Raw genomic sequence first — 16,552 nt, forward strand, 5'->3', positions numbered from 1 at the left:
ACTATAAACATCAAAAAAAATTGATGAAGGGAGAGGGGACTAAAATGGCACAAGATTTTCAGCTCTATGAGAAAAAATTTAAAGCATTAGCGGATCAAAAGCGTTTAGAGATTATGTATGAACTTTGCCAGCGAGGCCAGACTTGTGTATGTGATTTAGCAGAGATTTTTGAAATGACGCAATCTAAGTTGTCCTATCATTTAAAGATTTTATTAGATGCAGGTTTAATTGTAAAAGAAACAAAAGGTACGTGGAGTTATTATGATTTAAATGATGCGGAAGTAAATAATTTATTATCAGAAGAATTGTGCTGCATTTTTAGAAAAACAGGCAAAGGTAGTTGCTGTTAAAATTTTGTAGTATTAATCAAAAAAAATTGATTAATAACATATAAAGAGGAGGAATAAGTTATGAGATATGTTCATGTTGGTATAAATGTTACGGATTTAGAGAAGTCTATTGAATTTTACGAAAAAGTATTTGGTGAGTCACCAGTTAAGGTGAAAATGGATTATGCAAAATTTTTATTAGAGACGCCAGGACTTAACTTCACGCTGAACGTAAGAGATGAAGTGAAGGGAAACCAAGTAAATCATTTCGGTTTCCAAGTGGATACAGCTGAAGAGATTATGTTACATAAAGAAAGGTTAGAAAAAGAAGGTTTCTTTGCACGTGATGAGATGGATACAACTTGTTGCTATGCGGTTCAAGATAAGTTTTGGGTAACGGATCCTGATGGGAACGAGTGGGAATTCTTTTATACAAAAGCACAGAGTGATGTTCACAAAATAGAAGAGTCATCTTGTTGCACGACTTCTAACGTAGTAGAACAAAATTCTTGTTGTTAATAGGAGATGGAAAATAAAATGAAACGTTTATCTTTTCTAGATCGATATTTAACACTATGGATTTTTCTAGCTATGGCTGTTGGGATTGGTTTAGGGTATGTATTTCCTAGTGTAGTAGACGGACTAAATACATTACAAGTTGGAACGACGTCTATCCCGCTTGCTGTTGGTTTAATTGTCATGATGTATCCACCATTAGCAAAGGTTCGTTACGAGGAAATGGGCCGAGTATTTAAAGATGTAAAAGTATTGGTTTTATCTTTAGTACAAAACTGGATTATCGGACCTGTACTTATGTTTGTTTTAGCAATTATTTTTCTTCCTGATAAGCCAGAATATATGGTTGGTCTCATTATGATTGGGTTAGCACGTTGTATTGCGATGGTCATTGTTTGGAACGATCTTGCAGATGGGGATAAAGAGTATGCAGCAGGTTTAGTGGCTTTTAACTCAGTATTCCAAATGCTATTCTTCTCCGTTTATGCATACGTGTTTGTAACAGTCATTCCAGAATGGTTAGGAATTGAAGGGGCTATTGTCGATATTACAATGGTAGAAGTAGCGAAATCCGTGTTTATCTATTTGGGAATTCCTTTTATAGCAGGTATGTTGACGCGATTTGTACTCGTTAAGTTAAAAGGTAGACAGTGGTATGAAAAGGTATTTATACCGAAGATTAGTCCACTTACATTACTTGCATTACTATTTACAATCATCGTTATGTTCTCTTTAAAAGGGGAAATGATTGTTAGCGTACCATTAGATGTAGTAAGAATAGCGATTCCGTTATTAATCTATTTTATTGTAATGTTTTTTGTTTCTTTCTTTATGGGAAGAAAAATTGGTGCAAACTATCCGGTGACGACAACGTTAGCATTTACAGCAGGTAGTAATAACTTTGAGTTAGCGATTGCTGTAGCAGTTGGTGTGTTTGGTATTCATTCGGGCGCAGCATTTGCAGCTGTTATCGGGCCGTTAGTGGAAGTACCTGTAATGATTGCACTTGTAAACGTCGCTTTTTGGTTTAAGCGTAAATATTTTAATGATCAACCAGTATAATTTAAAAACAAAGGTGGAAAACAACATGGAAAACAAAAAGACAATCTATTTCTTATGCACAGGAAATTCATGCCGAAGCCAAATGGCAGAAGCGTGGGGCAAACAATATTTAGGTGATAAGTGGAATGTATATTCTGCAGGAATTGAAGCACATGGAGTAAATCCAAACGCAATTAAAGCAATGAATGAAGTAAATATTGATATAACAAATCAAACTTCGGATATGATTGATATAAATATTTTAAATAATGCTAATTTAGTCGTTACCCTTTGTAGTCATGCAGATTCTGTTTGTCCTTCGACACCTCCCCACGTAAATCGTGTTCACTGGGGATTTGATGACCCAGCAGGAAAAGAATGGTCTGAATTTCAACGTGTTCGCGATGAAATTGGAGAACGTATAAAGAGATTTTCTGATACAGGGGAGTAAATAAAGGAAAGAGCCAATCTTCTATTTTATAGGGATTGGCTCTTTTTTTATTGTACATAGTTATGACTGCATTGGTTCGCATAAATTACCGAAAAGCAGAGGATATTCTGTTGGGTTTATAAAGTTAGAAATATATTTAATCATGTAGGTGTTCATAAATAATAAAGTCATATAAAAGATAATAAAGTTGTTTAGAATTAGAGGTGGTATGATGAATAATCACACTACCTTTCCTTTGTTAAGTATAATTAAATGAAAGGATTTTTGGATATATAAATAAAGGGTAGTATATTAGCGCAAGGGGGAGAATGATGGATAAGTTGTTACAAGAAATTATAAATTGGTTAAAGATGAGAGATGAACAAATTGTTATCGGTATTTCAGGACATGGTGCAGCTGGAAAAACAACGTTTACTAATAGACTCGTAAAGCTACTAAATCAAAATGAAGTAAATTATATTAATACAGATCCTTACATTGTTAGTTCAGATATCCGCAAGCATGCAGTGATTCACTATACATATCAAAATGAAAATCATCGTTATAAAATGACAGCTTGTCATCCAGCGGCGCACCATTTGGCAGCTTTAGAAAGAGATATTCATATGGTTAGAGCGGGGCTAGATTTTTATACGATAGATACGCATTATATGAAAAGTAAGTTGATTTCTTCGGAAAATAAAGTAACGATTGTGGAAGGAATGAGCGCCGCATTTATTAATCCTGATTTATTTGATTTGAAAATTTATTTTTATACAGATGGCGAAACGGAACTAATGAGAAGATCAAGCCGGGATATAGCTGAAAGGGGAGCCGATATAAATTATTTAAGGCAGTCTCATGAAGAACGCCGGATTCAATATGAAGTATTTATGCATTCGTATAGTCAGCGTTTTGATATCATTATCAAAACCTCTGATGAAACAATATGTTTAGAAAAAATACATTTGAGTTTTATAAAGTTTAAATGAAAATCCTCAATTTGTTAATTGCATTATGACGCTTCATTTTTCTTATTTAGTACTTGTATTAAACAAATGTATTATTTAATCAATAATACATTCACTATGAAATAACTAGATTTTTAAAAAGATTTAGTAGCCTTCTTTCATCTACATATATAGAAGGCTATTGTAATTTTGGCGGCAAAATTACATAACTTTATTATTACTCCACAGTAGGATAGAATTCTTTATTTGAATACATTAGGTGTATCTTAAAAATCCTCACTTTAAAAGGTTTTTATTCGGAAGTACAAGAATGAATTTTTGCATGAAAGGGGAATAGGGTGAAACGCATAATAAGAAATGTAGTAATAAATTATTTTAAAGAAATTCATCCACTAATAGTGGAAGCAGAATTACATAAGAACAGTTGGCATACAGATTTACATTATAAAATCATCGTAAATGGAGACCGGTATTCCGCACGGTTTATGAATAGCGATCAAACAACTAATCCAGATTTTGGGACATTATCAAATGAACAATTGAAAGAGCAAGTACGATTTACGTATTATTTACGAGAGCATGGAATCCCATTTATGCAGATTAAGGAGAATCGGGCGGGAGGGTCATTTACATTTGTTACTTGGAATGATGAACAGTACCGGTTTGTATTGTCTACTTGGATTGAAGGGGAGCATATTACTCATTGTACAGAAACAATGGCAGAGATTTTTGGAAAGGAAGCAAAAAATATACATGATATTTCTAGTACATTTCAAAACTCGACTTTTCAAAAGAAATCGCATTTAGATGGATATGGTGAGTTTATAAAGCTATTAGAAAATAAAGGTGGTACATGTAAGGAATTGCGGGGGTATATAGAGCTCGCTAAGTGTCATATAGAATGTGCATATACGAATAATTTGGAGTTTATTGTACAAACCGATTTAAATCCTTTGAATGTTTTATGGGGATCAAGTCAAAAGGTAAAAGGAATTGTGGATTTTGAATCTATTAGTTATGTTGACCGCGTTGAAGGGTTAGCCTTTTTAATAAAGTGGTATTCCCGGACAGAAGGAATGGAGTCACATGTAGTATGTCCGAAAGTTGCTAGAGCATTTTTAGAAGGGTATGGAGCTAATAACATTTTAACTTTAAATGAGTATGAAAGACTTTCTTCGTTGCTATGGTTATCAGGTAGTTTAAATTGGAACTTTGTTAAAAAGACGATGAACCTAATGGGTGACGAGAGTGCATTAGTAGAACATTTGAGAGTTTATAAAGGAAGAGGAGAAAGACTGTCGTCATTGTTAATTGGTAGATAACATTTATTATTCTAATTTTGGATGCGAAAAAGAAAGCATATGGGGTGTTCAAAAAATGAAAATACAAATTGTATTGTTTGATGGTTTTGGAGAACTTGTCTCCTTTGCACCTTTTGAAGTATTGAAAAGAGCGATAGAAGAAGGGGCTCCATTTACGGTTGAACTCGTATCAAGTGTACAGAAACAAGAAGTTACTACTTCATTTGGAATTACGGTGAAACTACATGATTTTTTACGAATGGATAATCGCCCAGATTTATTAATTGTACCTGGTGGAGGCTGGAATCATAAAGCTGGGCACGGAGCACGAAAGGAAGCTGAGTTTGGTACTTTGACTAAAATGATTAGAGAGATGCACAACGAAGGAACGATTGTTGTGGGAGTTTGTACTGGAGGTATGTTACTAGCTGCATCCGGTATATTAAATGATAAAAAGGCGACAATGCATCATTTGGCGCAGAGTGAAATGAGTGAATATGGAGCAGAGTTTCTTCCTTACAGAATTGTAGATCAAGGCGATATTATTACTGTAAGAGGAGTTACTTCAGGAATTGATTTAGCTCTTTGGGTTATCGAAAAGTTCGCAAGTCCTAAAATTGCAGCCGCTGTTGAATATAGAATGGAATATGAGCGGCGAGGTGTTGTTTGGAAGTAATTTAATTATATTTTTTGCTGCAGAGCGTATCAAATATTGTAAAAGAGAAAGAGTCAACTCATACGAGTAGGTTCTTTCATTTATATACTATATTGCTTATTTTTCACAGTAATATCTTTTTCAAAAAATCATAAAATAGATAATATATTTTGTTCCACATTGATAATTATTTTCATCATATATTTATAAATTAGTAAAATTTAGTTTACAAATTTGCGTACAACTTATATAATTTGACTCATATAAAAAAGTTTCCTTAAGGAAACTTAAACACGGATTTACATTCGCTTTATATTTTTTTGCTTAAAAGTTGCCTTTACGCAAAATAATTATATATACGAAAAAAAGAAAGGGGAATGCATAAAAAATGGATGAGGCTATAATTGTTAAAGATTTGTTTGTATCGTATCAAGGGAATCAAGTAGTTCAAAATGTCTCCTTCGATATTGAGAAAGGGAAGCTCGTTGGAATTATTGGTCCAAATGGAGCGGGGAAATCTACTTTAATGAAAGCTGTATTAGATTTAATTCCAAATGATAAGGGATATGTCCAAATCCTTGGAGAGGATATTCGAAGCATTAGAAAGAGTGTTGCATATGTACCGCAAAGAAGTGATATAGATTGGGACTTTCCGATTACAGTTTTAGATGTCGTGCTAATTGGAACGTATCCATCTTTAGGTATGATGAAAAGACCGAAGAAAGAGCATCGGGATTGGGCGTTTGATTGCTTAAAAAAAGTCGGAATGGAAGAGTTTAAAAATCGCCAAATCGGTGAGCTGTCAGGTGGACAACAACAACGTGTCTTTTTGGCGAGAGCTTTAGCGCAAAAGGCGGAAATATTCTTCTTAGATGAGCCGTTTGTCGGAATTGATGTAACAAGTGAAGAGACAATCATTAAAATTCTTAGGGAACTACGTAAAGAAGGAAAAACGATTGTCGTTGTCCATCATGATTTAAGTAAAGCAGAATCGTATTTTGATAAATTACTATTAATGAATAAAAGCTTAATTCATTACGGAGAAGTACGCCAAGTATTAGAACCAACTGTTATGTCAAAAGCGTATGTGAATCAAGGAATATTGTTTAATAATGCAGCGGAGGTACATTCATCATGAAGATTGTAGAATTTATAGGTGCATTAACGCAGTATAGTTTTCTGCAGAAGGCGTTATTAACTTCCGTTATGGTAGGCGTTATTTGCGGCGTAATTGGCTGTTTTATTATTTTACGAGGTATGGCATTAATGGGTGATGCCATTTCACATGCTGTTCTTCCAGGAGTAGCGCTTTCTTATATGATTGGAATGAACTATTTTATAGGAGCGGTTTTAACAGGTGTTATTACTGCAGTAGGAATCGGATTTGTAAGTCAAAATAGTCGTATTAAACATGATATGGCGATAGGAATTATGTTTACATCTGTTTTCGCTGTAGGGATTATTTTAATTACCTTTATGAAGAGTAGTTCTGATTTGTATCATATTTTATTCGGGAATGTCTTATCCGTTCGTTCTTCTGATATGTGGATGACACTGATTATTGGAGTGGTCATTATTGGTCTTGTAATGTTGTTTTACAAAGAATTACTCGTATCCACGTTTGATCCAACGATGGCGCAAAGCTATGGATTACCGAATAAATGGATTCATTATGGCTTAATGATTCTCCTTACAATGGTTACAGTAGCTTCACTTCAAACTGTTGGAATTATTCTAGTTGTTGCCATGCTTATTACACCAGCGGCTACAGCGTATTTATTAACAAATCGTTTATGGGTCATGATTTATTTAGCGGCAGGAATTGGTGCACTTTCATCTGTAGTAGGGCTGTATTTTAGTTTCTCGTATAATCTTGCTTCAGGTGCAACAATCGTTCTCGTTGCAACATTCTTGTTCGCGCTGGCATTCTTTTTCTCACCGTCACAAGGTTTGTTTTGGAGAGCTATTAAAATTAGAAAAAATAGAGCAGAGTTGTCATAATTGATTGGAGGATAATGATGAAATTAAAAAATATTTTATTATCGGTAATTTGTATTTTCGTATTTGCGTTAACAGCGTGTTCTAGTAACACAAATGGGAAAGAAGAGGGTAGTGGAAAATTAAAAGTTGTAACAACATACTCCATTATATACGATATGGTGAAGCAAATTGGTGGAGATAAAGTTGAGATTCATAGTCTTGTTCCAATTGGAGCTAATCCACATGAATATGATCCACTACCGAAAGATGTTATGAAAATGACAGATGCAGATATGGTGTTTTACAATGGGCTAAACTTAGAAGAGGGCGGAGCATGGTTTAAAAAACTATTAAAAACGGCAAATAAATCAGAGAAAGATGCACCGGTTTATAAAGTAAGTGAAGGTGTAGAAGCTATTTATTTAGAAACAAAAGGATTAGAAAAAGAACCAGACCCACATGCTTGGATGAATATTAAAAATGGTATTGTATACGCTGAAAATGTGAAGAAAGCATTAATTAAAGAAGATCCTAAAAATAAAGAGTTCTATACTAAAAATGCGGATAAGTATGTAGCAGAACTTCAAAAATTACATGATGAGACAGTAAACAGAATTCATCAAATCCCTGAAGAAAAACGTTTCTTAATTTCTAGTGAAGGTGCTTTTAAATATTTTGGAAAAGCATATGGCATTAAGACGGGATACATTTGGGAAATCAACTCAGAAAATCAAGGTACACCAGATCAAATTCGAGATGTTGTAAGTTTAATTCAAACAAACAAAGTGCCAGCTTTATTTGTTGAAACAAGTGTAGATCGACGTAGTATGGAAACTGTTTCAAAAGAAACAAACGTACCAATTGCAGGGACAATTTTTACAGACTCACTAGGTAAATTAGGTGAGGATGGAGATACTTACTTAAAAATGATGAAATGGAATATAGATACCATTATTAATGGGCTAAAAAAGTAGGATCTATCTGTTTTTCAATGTAGCGTAACTATTGAATTTTTATAAAATAAGAGATGAAAGAGCTAGCTCATATGAGTTGGCTCTTTTATTTATCCCAATATTTGCGGGCGGATAAGATCCCCTCCTTAAAAATTCAGCGAATGGGAGGGAGGGCTGCCCGTAAAATCCCAATGAATATGTACTAATAATCAGTGGGGGTGACAAAACTTCTAATAATTAAAGTTTCATTTTATAATTTTTACTTTATTAAAAGTAGATTTGTTAGAAAGGATAATCATTTATTGATATAATGAATGGATGCGAAGCAGGAAATAGATAGAAAGATACTGCTAGTAATTTATACTAAAAATGTAGGGAGATTGAACAGAGTTATGGGGAATGAAAAAGAAATTAGTTCCGCTAAATTAATATGGAAGATGACGCGCCCACATACATTAACGGCGACGTTTTCACCTGTAATTTTAGGGACAGTGGCATCACTTTATGTTGCCGAAATTGATTGGCTTTTATTTATTGCGATGATGCTTGCATGTTTAGCGCTGCAAATAGCAACGAACTTATTTAATGAGTACTATGATTTTAAACGTGGACTAGACACTGCTGAATCCGTTGGCATCGGTGGCGGAATTGTCCGTCATGGATTGAAACCAAAAAATGTGTTAACAGTTGCGCTTTTATTATATGTAGTAGCAGCTTTTATTGGCATTTATATTTGTATGAATAGCAGCTGGTGGTTAGTTGTCATTGGTTTAATTGGGATGGCAGTTGGCTATTTATATACAGGCGGTCCATTACCAATTGCGTACACCCCGTTTGGAGAATTAGTTTCTGGATTGTTAATGGGGACATGTTTTGTACTCATTGCTTTCTTTATTCAAACGAATACTGTAACGATTGAAAGTGTATTGATTTCCATTCCAATTGGAATTTTAGTAGGTGCAATCAATATGTCGAATAACATCCGAGATATCGAAGAAGATATTAAAGGTGGAAGAAAGACATTAGTAATCCTCCTTGGGAGAGAGAAAGCTGTAGTAACACTAGCGGTAGCCTTTTTCATTGCGTATTTATGGATTGCCGTAATTGTATTAATGGGTTATATAAGCCCTTGGGCATTAGTTATGTTCCTAGGTTTGAGAAAGCCAATTTCTGCGATTCAAAGTTTCCAAAAAGGAGCAAAGGATCCTGGGTATATGCGCATGGCAATGAAATCAACAGCGATGACAAATACGATTTTTGGCTTCTTATTATCAGCAGGATTATTAATTAGTTATTTGTTTTAAATGAAAAATATTGTTAAATAGCTTAACCCCAATTTCTCAATTTTAATATAGAGAGATTGGGGTTTTTATTTTGACTTTGTTTAATGTTAAAAACAGTTTTATTTGAAATGAAAATACCAATAAATTGCAACTTCATCATTTTCAATATCCAAACCTTTATAAACAAGAAAATCAAACCCACCAATTACAAATCCACATTTTTCATAAAATTTACATGCTGTGACATTATTATTTTGCGTTTCAAGCATGATACCTGGCATATTGCCTTTTTTTGCCCACTGCTTTGCTTGATCAACTAATCTTTTACCAACTCCGAGTGAACGATATTTTTTATCCACTGTTATATCTTCTATGTAAGCATAGTGGTTCCAATTCTTTTTCAATACTATTAATCCGATGATTTGGTTATGTAACAGTGCTATGTAAATTACTTGATTAGGTTTATTTATATATTCATTGTAAGCCAGTTCTTCATTATCATCTTGATTTTGTAAATAACTTTTTTCATAACTCGGAACGTCTTCTACTGTATATTCTATACGTCTATTTACTTTGGAAAGAGAAAGAATTAACCGAGCATTCACTATAAAACTGTCATCGATCTTCGGGAAATTGTCTAAATCATTTTTTTCTAACTCTCTAATTAAAAGATTCATCGGAGCACCTCCACATAATAATATTTCTTCTAGTTCTTTATTTGATTCAAATTAATTCCAATTACAAAATTATAATAGAATTTCAATAGTATGGCTAACTCAGTATTTTATCTTTATAACAGCATGCTATTATCTTGATATAAAAATTTTGTTTAGAAAGAGTAGTATTTTTTATTTTGGATGTATATCCAGTTTTCAAATTTAACTGTATTAGAGAAAACAATATTTTTCTAAAGAGTGGATGCAATAAGTTATTCTTTAACTAATTTCGACATTATCTGCATTTTATCTTCACCTTCCTCTATTAATCTACTTATTGTAAATATCAACTGGAGTTAATGCTTAGCTGTATAAATAATGAATATGAAAATTAGTAGGGAAAGGATCGAAACATAATGAAAGAATCACAAAATAAGAAAAAAACAAATGTAGGAACTAAGGCAATACTATCTCTAGGAGTTGTTTTAGCAACGACCTTTTTCACGTTCTTTTTAATAGGAAAATGGAACTCTATTCCAGCGAAAGGAGTAGCTAATGAAAGTATTAAGCTAGCTAATACGCAACAACAAAAAAAGAAAGAGGACACATCACTGGCAAAACAGAAAAGACCTGATGGAAAACCGGTAGGAAAGGTTGTGTATTTAACATTCGATGACGGTCCTAGTGAATTAACTGGGAAATTTTTAGATGTACTAAAAGAACAAAATGTTGCCTCGACATTTTTTATGCAAGGTAGCAATTTACAAAATACAGGTTTTCAGGAAAATGTAAAAAGAGCGGTAAAAGAAGGACATTATATTGGTGCTCATAGTATGACACATAATAGTGATAAGCTATACAAAAAGGGACAATTTGTACCGGAGATGAAAGAAACGTTAGCTCTGATCCATAATATTACGGGTACAACTCCTAAACTAGTTCGTCCGCCATATGGATCTGCACCGGGATTAAAGGGTGAGGAAATTCGTAATCAAATTGTAGAAGCAGCAATAAAAGTTTGGGATTGGACAATAGATTCAAATGATTGGAAACTAAAAGGTAACCCACAGCAAATTATAGAAAATGTAAAGCGTACAACAACAGAAGATGTGGAAGTAGTTCTAATGCATGAAAAACCACAGACATTACAAGCGCTTCCGGAAACTATTAAATTTTATAAGGAAAAAGGGTATGAATTCGGGGTATACAATGAAGCGGATCATTTTCAACTAAATTTCCAGAAAGATCAACGTCTATAGTATCAAATAAATAAATTAAGAGCATGTTCTGATTCATCTTTCTTCAGGACATGCTTTTTTTGCTTGTTTCTATAACCTCATTATTACCAATTTAACAAAGCATCAGTTACAAGTTACTTTATGGATACCTCATTTTAAAATAACTAACTTATAGAAAAAATTGAATAATTTTCATGTGTAAGGAGATTTTAAGAAGGATATAGAGGAGATATTTTCCTTTTGTTTTCTAGATAAATGATTACTTACCCAAAACATTATAGTGGAACGGTTTCTAAAGCGTTTCTGTCAAGAAATCCTAACACTAAAGTTCAAGTATAAAAACATAAACCATTCGATAAATGGGGTAGTATGATGAAAAAACTTAGTAGAAAGCGTTTGAGAAAAGATATTCAGGAACTTGAGAGTGCAAGTATGCTACTCCAAAATGATCAAGAGTGCGAACTCAAGCAGAGTGTATCTGCGAATGAAGAAGTTTTGAGACAAGTTTTTGAAAATTGTTCCGATATTGTTTTTCGTCCAATAATCATAGATAGTCAAAATAAAATTCTTTTTATTTATATAGATGGATTAATTGACACTAAAGTTGTGGAACAAGTTGTTTTGAAACCAATGATGTTCGAAGGTCTGCCTAGTGGAGTAAAGAGTGTGGATTCGGTAGGAGAAATTATACAAAATCAGCTAATTGCGGTTTCTCAAGTAAAGACAATTTCAAAAGTTCGTGAGGTTATAGAAGCGGTATTGAAAGCGAATATCGTTATTTTAACAGAAAGAGAGAGTCAAGCTCTAGTCGCTGATTTAAAAGGTTTTGAAAAACGAGGTATTGAAGAGCCGGCTGCCGAGATCTCTGTTCGTGGCCCTCGGGACGGGTTTACGGAAACGATAAGGGTCAATACGAGCCTGATTCGCCGAAGAATTCGAAGCCAAAAACTAAAAATGGAACCTTATTCGATTGGGGAATTGTCACAGACAGATGTGGTAATTGCCTATATTGAGGGCATTGCACCTGATTTGGTTTTGGATGAAGTTCGCCAAAGGGTAAAGCGAATTCAAATTGATGGAGTGTTGGAGTCAGCTTTCATTGAAGAGTTTATTGAGGACCAACCCTTTTCGCCCTTTCCACAAATTCAAAATACTGAGCGGCCAGATGCGGTTTGTGCAAGTTTATTAGAGGGGAAAGTCGCTATTTTAGTCGATAACACACCTTTCGTTTTGATTGTTCCTATGACATTTTGGACAGGTCTGCAAGCAGCGGAGGATTATTATGAACGCTCCATCTACACAACTTTTGTTCGATGGATACGTTTAATATTAATTAATATTTCATTATTTCTTCCCTCTCTCTATGTTGCTATTACAACCTTTCATCCTAAATTAATTCCGACAAATTTGCTTATTAGTATTGCAGCTGCGAGAGAAGGCATTCCTTTCCCGGCTGTCATAGAAGCGCTAATGATGGAGTTTTTATTTGAAGGTTTGAGGGAAGCGGGGGTTCGGTTACCAAAACCTGTTGGATCCGCAGTTAGTATTGTTGGAGCACTTGTTATCGGGCAAGCTGCTGTGCAAGCAGGTATTATTTCGGCACCTTTGGTCATTGTTGTGGCGACGACCGGTATTGCGTCATTTGCGTTCCCACGCTACAACTTAGGAACGGCTTACCGGATGTTACGCTTTCCTATGCTGTTATTGGCAGGAATGCTCGGGCTATACGGTGTTGCAATAAGTACCCTTGCGATTTTGATTCATTTAACTAACATTCGTTCTTTTGGCATTCCGTATTTAAGTCCAGTTGCACCTCAGACTCCTCGTGATTTAAAGGATGTTTTTCTCCGAACACCTCGTTGGAATATGACCCACCGCCCAATAATGGTATCTGGTGAAGAGAAAGTCCGTTTTCCAGGTGGACAAAAGCCAGATGAGAAACGGGGAGGGGAAACAGAATGAGCCTGCACAAGGCACTCTGTATGATACTGGTCATTTCTTTATGCTTCTTGACGGGATGTTGGGATCGGACAGAATTAAATGATTTGGCAATAGAATTAGGATGGGGACTTGATCAAGCGAAGAACAATAAGATTGAAATTAGTGCTCAGTTTATTATTCCATCAAAAATGGGAATGGGACAGAGCGGAAGAAGTAATGCAGGAAAAGCGTTTTTTACAGAATCGGGAACGGGAAAGGATACACATGAAGCTATACAAATGATGCAAACAAAAATGTCGAGAGAAATTTTTCGAGGGCACCAGCGTGTAATATTGATTGGAGAAAAAATGGCTAAAAGTGGTCTTGCTCCAGTTTTAGATGCATATAGCCGCGATCCTGATATTCGATTACGAGTAGGTGTGTTCGTCATAAAAGGGAATACTGCAAAAGATTTTCTGAAAGCATCCATCCCTTTAGAGTCTATTCCGGCACTTGGGGCACTTAAAGAGCATATGCAAATAGAGGCAGCGGGAGATATGTCTTTGTTAAATTTTCTTATTGCTGGTACGAGTGATGGAATCACCCCGATTTTGCCCGTTATTAAACTAAATGTGTCTCCTAAAAAAGGTAAAACCGTGGTCAAAGGGTTTCAAATTGTAGGCGGTGCTATATTTAACAACGATTTCAAATTGGTAGGATACTTGAACATGCAGGAATGGTTAACTACTCTTTGGATAGTGAATCGTTTAAGTAAACAGACAGTTACAGCAACGGCCTCTAAAGGAAATGGTAGTGCAAGTTTATATATGACAAAGATCAATAGAAAAATCATACCTACTATACAAGGGGACACAATTAAGTGTGACATTGTTTTTTCTGGTGAAGGAACAATTCAGGAGAACAATACGAATTTAGATCTTTCGAAGCCAAAAAATCTTACTCTTTTAGAACATGTATTGGAAAAACAGTCCGATAAGGAAGCTCTCCAAACTATTAAAAAGGTTCAAAAACAATACGGAACCGATATCTTTGGATTTGGAGAAGCCATTCATCAAAAATATCCATCCGAATGGAAAGGGTTAAAAAAGAATTGGAGTAAACAATTTCGAAAAGTGGAGGTTTCTGTTCATACAAAGCTTACTATTCGGCGAGTAGGACTGACTGGACCACCGTTGCAGTTGAAGAAAAATGAAATGAAAAAATAAGGAGGAATATAGAGTGTGAGAAATTCGATGAAAATCTCTGGCAGGCAAATCTTTTGGATGATGTTCACATTTGAAGTGGGACAATCACTCCTTCTAGTTATTCCAGCGACGATTCGTACTGTCAAACAAGATGCGTGGATCTCGATTTTGATTGCAGGAGTGATAGGGGTTGCTCTTACTTTTTTGGCAACTACACTTGGTTCGCTTTATCCGAAACAAACTCTCATTGAATTTAGTCAAACTATTCTTGGTAAATGGCTAGGAAAGCTACTGATGATTCCTTACTTCTTTGGGTGGTACATGATAATTTGGATAACCGTCCGTGAATTTGGTGAATTCATTATTATCGCTTTGTTTCATAATACACCTTTGTGGGTCATTGTCTTTACTGCGATGTTATTGCTCATTTTTATCATTTACCAAGGAGGGGTGGAAGGTATTGGACGTTTAAGTGAAATCATAGGGCCAATTGTACTTTTAATGATAACGTTTGTAATCATTTTGAATGTTGGCAATATGAATTGGGATTATATGCGGCCTATTTATCACGATTCTGGCTGGCTTCCCATCCTTAAAGGTTCCTATACCCCTGTAGCCGCATTTTTTGGAGAGGCTGTTATGATGATGATGTTCGTTTTTTTTATGGATAAACCAGAGCAAGCGTCATCAAGGGCGATGTTGGGGGTAGGATTAGCCGTTTTCATGGTAACAATCGGAACATTAGCGGTCATTTTAACATTCGGTCCGAATTTATCTTCAAGTTTTTTGTATCCGGTTTACGATTTGAGCCGATACATATCTGTCATGGAGTTCATTCAAAATGTGGATATTTTGATAGTTATTATTTGGTTTTTTAGTATTTTTGTGAAATTGGCGTTATACATGTTTATCGCTTGTTATGGAACAGCACAAATATTTCATTTGAAGGATTGGCGAAAAGTAGCGTTAGTTCTTGCTCCTATTTCGTTTATCATAGCTGTGTCAGTTAAAAATATCCAGACATTTACCCATTATTACTACATATTTTTCGTAATTCCAATTGCATTTCCTATTTATGAGCTAGGGATTCCTTTACTGTTATTGGTGGTTGGCAAAATTCGAAGGAAATATGCATAAACCCAATCGGTAATATGTTTGGAGGGCAGGTATACTTTTAGGTTTTTGAATAATATAAAAAGAGAAAAATCCTACTCATAAGTGTAGGGTTTTTTGTTTGTATATTACGTTACAAGAGTTTCCTTATTTTCTTCGGAATGTCTTTTTTAGAAATCTATGCAACAGAGCCTTTATAGTAAGAGTATCTTGTTGGGGATAATCAAAAAACGCATATCGCAATATAAAAATTCACTTTAATACTAAAGGATACATGACAACGATTCGTATAAATTCTTCTCAATAATTGAAAATAAAATCAATCCAGATTATTATATTGTTATTGTAATTATAAATGTAATTACATTTTATTGAAGGAGGATACATAGATGAAAAACTCAAAAGGCTCGATTGAATCAGAGATAAGCAAAGCAATTACTCACTGGGAAAAGGACTACCTAGGACGCGGATCTATATCCGTTAAGACAGATATATTGCGGGATATGATTATCGTAAATTTACAAGGTATTTTAACGCCGGCTGAATATACTGTTTGCGAAACAAAAGACGGTATGCTAACGATAAAGAAAAATCGTTCGGAGCTAGTTGAATCTGGAATTGAAGAGTTAAAAGAGATTATACTAGAATTAACTGGAGAGAAAGTGAAAAGCTTTCATACGGATATAAGCTCCCGTACAGGCGAACGAGTAATGATTTTTAAATTGTTTCATAATCTTGAGGAGAAATTTTAAAAATTAAAACCACCTTAGGGTTTGTGGAAGATAAACTAAAAATGCATTGAGATAATTAAGACACCTACAAGTTGTGCACTTTATTTGATTTTATTAGTATGGTGATAATTAGAAAATGAGAAAACTTAAAATTATTTATGTATAATGAATTTTGATTCGGAAAATGGATAAAGAAATTGACAAACTGCTTAATATGGTTTATCTTATAA

General features: G+C 34.5%; 16 protein-coding genes and 1 pseudogene. 16 read left to right on the top strand and 1 reads right to left on the bottom strand.

The features are described 5' to 3' along the window. Positions 1–44 precede the first annotated feature (44 nt). The 11 genes and pseudogenes from arsR (at position 45) to menA (ending at position 9,480) form a co-directional block, all read left to right on the top strand. Positions 45–350, top strand: coding sequence for an arsenical resistance operon transcriptional regulator ArsR (gene arsR / locus AC0OM3_RS09680; RefSeq protein ID WP_000046013.1), 306 nt, complete (start codon positions 45–47; stop codon positions 348–350). 60 nt (positions 351–410) lie between these two features. Beyond that, complete coding sequence (locus tag AC0OM3_RS09685; protein WP_001270988.1) at positions 411–848, top strand: ArsI/CadI family heavy metal resistance metalloenzyme; 438 nt, start codon at positions 411–413, stop codon at positions 846–848. 18 nt (positions 849–866) lie between these two features. Beyond that, positions 867–1,907, top strand: coding sequence for an ACR3 family arsenite efflux transporter (arsB, locus tag AC0OM3_RS09690; RefSeq protein ID WP_000826587.1), 1,041 nt, complete (start codon positions 867–869; stop codon positions 1,905–1,907). Between the two features lie 25 nt (positions 1,908–1,932). Beyond that, positions 1,933–2,337 (top strand): arsenate reductase (thioredoxin), encoded by a 405-nt coding sequence (gene arsC / locus AC0OM3_RS09695; protein ID WP_474211577.1) that lies wholly within the window; start codon positions 1,933–1,935, stop codon positions 2,335–2,337. Positions 2,338–2,648: 311 nt separating this feature from the next. After that, positions 2,649–3,304 (top strand): annotated as a pseudogene (locus AC0OM3_RS09700) (uridine kinase family protein). Positions 3,305–3,625: 321 nt separating this feature from the next. Continuing rightward, on the top strand, positions 3,626–4,609 hold the full coding sequence (locus AC0OM3_RS09705) for a phosphotransferase (protein ID WP_474211578.1): 984 nt from the start codon (positions 3,626–3,628) through the stop codon (positions 4,607–4,609). Positions 4,610–4,664: 55 nt separating this feature from the next. Beyond that, complete coding sequence (locus AC0OM3_RS09710; protein WP_089149284.1) at positions 4,665–5,264, top strand: DJ-1/PfpI family protein; 600 nt, start codon at positions 4,665–4,667, stop codon at positions 5,262–5,264. A 367-nt stretch (positions 5,265–5,631) separates the two neighbouring features. Beyond that, the gene (locus AC0OM3_RS09715) at positions 5,632–6,381 is read left to right on the top strand and encodes a metal ABC transporter ATP-binding protein (RefSeq protein WP_000343000.1); all 750 of its coding nucleotides are present in this window, start codon (positions 5,632–5,634) and stop codon (positions 6,379–6,381) included. Further along, entirely contained in the window at positions 6,378–7,244 is an 867-nt protein-coding gene (locus AC0OM3_RS09720) for a metal ABC transporter permease (protein ID WP_474211581.1), read from the top strand. Before AC0OM3_RS09715 ends, AC0OM3_RS09720 begins: the two co-directional genes overlap by 4 nt. Before the next feature lie 17 nt (positions 7,245–7,261). Further along, entirely contained in the window at positions 7,262–8,197 is a 936-nt protein-coding gene (mntA, locus tag AC0OM3_RS09725; RefSeq protein WP_000769183.1) for a manganese ABC transporter substrate-binding protein/adhesin MntA, read from the top strand. A gap of 371 nt (positions 8,198–8,568) precedes the next feature. After that, a complete protein-coding gene (menA, locus tag AC0OM3_RS09730; RefSeq protein WP_000526084.1) occupies positions 8,569–9,480 on the top strand; it encodes a 1,4-dihydroxy-2-naphthoate polyprenyltransferase in 912 nt (303 codons plus the stop codon). Between the two features lie 98 nt (positions 9,481–9,578). On the opposite strand, the gene satA is transcribed toward menA, so the two are convergent. Next, a complete protein-coding gene (gene satA / locus AC0OM3_RS09735) occupies positions 9,579–10,136 on the bottom strand; it encodes a streptothricin N-acetyltransferase SatA (RefSeq protein ID WP_001050463.1) in 558 nt (185 codons plus the stop codon). Positions 10,137–10,531: 395 nt separating this feature from the next. Here satA and AC0OM3_RS09740 point away from each other — a divergent pair, with 395 nt between their 5' ends. The 5 genes from AC0OM3_RS09740 (at position 10,532) to AC0OM3_RS09760 (ending at position 16,343) form a co-directional block, all read left to right on the top strand. Further along, positions 10,532–11,374 carry a polysaccharide deacetylase family protein gene (locus tag AC0OM3_RS09740; RefSeq protein ID WP_474211592.1) on the top strand — a complete coding sequence of 281 codons (843 nt, stop codon included), beginning with the start codon at positions 10,532–10,534 and terminating at the stop codon, positions 11,372–11,374. Positions 11,375–11,722: 348 nt separating this feature from the next. Beyond that, a complete protein-coding gene (locus AC0OM3_RS09745; protein WP_474211594.1) occupies positions 11,723–13,315 on the top strand; it encodes a spore germination protein in 1,593 nt (530 codons plus the stop codon). Next, on the top strand, positions 13,312–14,499 hold the full coding sequence (locus tag AC0OM3_RS09750; protein ID WP_000052108.1) for a Ger(x)C family spore germination protein: 1,188 nt from the start codon (positions 13,312–13,314) through the stop codon (positions 14,497–14,499). The genes AC0OM3_RS09745 and AC0OM3_RS09750 overlap by 4 nt, the downstream gene beginning before the upstream one ends. Positions 14,500–14,526: 27 nt before the next feature. Next, positions 14,527–15,615 (top strand): GerAB/ArcD/ProY family transporter, encoded by a 1,089-nt coding sequence (locus tag AC0OM3_RS09755; RefSeq protein WP_033690224.1) that lies wholly within the window; start codon positions 14,527–14,529, stop codon positions 15,613–15,615. 365 nt (positions 15,616–15,980) lie between these two features. Next, entirely contained in the window at positions 15,981–16,343 is a 363-nt protein-coding gene (locus AC0OM3_RS09760) for a Na-translocating system protein MpsC family protein (RefSeq protein WP_474211596.1), read from the top strand. Positions 16,344–16,552: the final 209 nt, after the last annotated feature.

The sequence above is a fragment of the Bacillus sp. FAU20 genome (assembly GCF_056033865.1).